General features: G+C 43.9%; 2 protein-coding genes. One reads left to right on the plus strand and one right to left on the minus strand.

What is annotated here, in order from left to right:
- The coding region (locus RDS42_RS14575; protein ID WP_308784290.1) for a hypothetical protein at window positions 1-256 on the plus strand (256 nt) is incomplete at its 5' end.
- A 16-nt stretch (window positions 257-272) separates the two neighbouring features.
- Here RDS42_RS14575 and guaA read toward each other — a convergent pair.
- Window positions 273-1817 (minus strand): glutamine-hydrolyzing GMP synthase, encoded by a 1545-nt coding sequence (guaA, locus tag RDS42_RS14580; RefSeq protein WP_308784291.1) that lies wholly within the window; start codon window positions 1815-1817, stop codon window positions 273-275.
- Window positions 1818-1885: the final 68 nt, after the last annotated feature.

Below are 1885 nucleotides of genomic sequence, written 5' to 3' on the forward strand. Positions count from 1 at the left end.
CTTTTTTCTCTCTGCCTTTCTGCTTCACCGAAAAGCTGCAGAGTTTGGCATATCTTTGCGAACTTTCTTTAGGAACCCTTTATTTCAGGCTTTTTTTCAACAAAAAAACCCTGCTCAGGGATTTCCTGCACAAGGTTTTTTGATTCTTTTTCTTTTTATTTTTCTTATTTTTATTCCGGGTTATTCACGCTCTTTTTGGGGGGGATTTTTTCGTTTTTCCAAAGGGAATTCGCAAAAAAATGCCAAAAGGGGGTAGCGCGGAACATAGTCCGCTACTCAAACTCTATTGTAGCCGGCGGTTTTCCGGTACAGTCATACAGCACTCTGTTCACATGCTTTACTTCATTTACAATCCTGCTGGTGGCTTTTCCAATGATCTCCCATGGAAGATCAGCGCTCTCCGCAGTCATAAAGTCTGTGGTTGTTACCGCTCTTAAAGCAATGGCATAGTCATAAGTTCTCTCATCACCCATAACGCCGACGGATCTCATATTAGTCAGGGCCGCAAAGTACTGATTTACTTTCTTATCCCAACCGGCAGCGGCAATCTCCTCTCGCCAGATGGCATCTGCCTCCTGAACCATTTTTACTTTCTCAGCTGTTACTTCACCAATAATACGGATGCCAAGTCCCGGTCCCGGGAATGGCTGACGGAATACCAGATATTCCGGGATTCCAAGCTCCAGGCCTGCTTTACGGACTTCGTCCTTAAACAGATTTCGAAGCGGTTCAATAATTTCTTTAAAATCTACATAATCAGGCAGTCCTCCCACATTGTGATGGGATTTAATCACCGTAGACTCGCCGCCTACACCGCTTTCCACCACATCCGGGTAGATGGTTCCCTGTACCAGAAAATCCACAGCGCCGATTTTTTTCGCTTCCTCTTCAAAGACACGGATAAATTCCTCGCCAATAATCTTACGCTTATGCTCCGGCTCCTCTACACCTTTCAGCTTCTCATAGAAACGCTCCTGGGCATTAACACGGATAAAATTCAGATCGTAAGATCCTTCCGGACCAAAAACAGCCTCAACTTCATCACCTTCGTCTTTACGAAGAAGTCCATGGTCTACAAATACACAGGTAAGCTGATTTCCTACCGCCTTTGACAGAAGGACTGCTGCCACAGAAGAGTCCACACCACCGGACAGGGCGCAGAGAACTTTTCCCTTGCCAACTTTCTCACGGATTGCCTTGATAGAATCCTCCACAAAAGAATCCATTTTCCAGTCGCCTGTACATCCGCAGACATTATATACAAAATTGGAGAGCATCTTTGTGCCTTCCTGAGTGTGAAGTACCTCTGGATGGAACTGCACTGCATAAAGCTTCTTTTCTGTATTTTCCACTGCTGCCACAGGACAGTCATTTGTCCAGGCAGAAATTTCAAATCCCGGAGCCTTCTCTGAAATATAATCATTATGGCTCATCCAGCAGATCGTTTTCGGAGAAACCTCCTGGAAAAGTGCTGACTCTGTATTTACATTGACTTCAATCTTTCCGTACTCACGTACAGGCGCTTTTTCTACCTTTCCGCCAAGCTGATGCATCATAAGCTGAGAGCCGTAGCAAATTCCAAGGATCGGAATTCCCAGCTGATAGATTTCTTCTGCATATTTTGGGGAATCTTCCAGATATACACTGTTAGGTCCGCCGGTAAAAATAATTCCTTTTGGCTGGATTTCTTTTATCTTTTCGATATCGGTCTTATATGAATAGATTTCACAGTAAACATTGCATTCTCTTACACGGCGTGCGATCAGCTGATTATACTGTCCGCCGAAATCAAGTACAACAACGGTTTCTCTCTTCATGCTTTTCCTCCTGAGGGTCATTCTGAATATCTTGATTTTTTACTTTTCTTATTATATAGAAGGAACAC

The sequence above is a fragment of the uncultured Blautia sp. genome, from assembly GCF_902497045.1.
Taxonomy (GTDB): domain Bacteria; phylum Bacillota; class Clostridia; order Lachnospirales; family Lachnospiraceae; genus Blautia_A.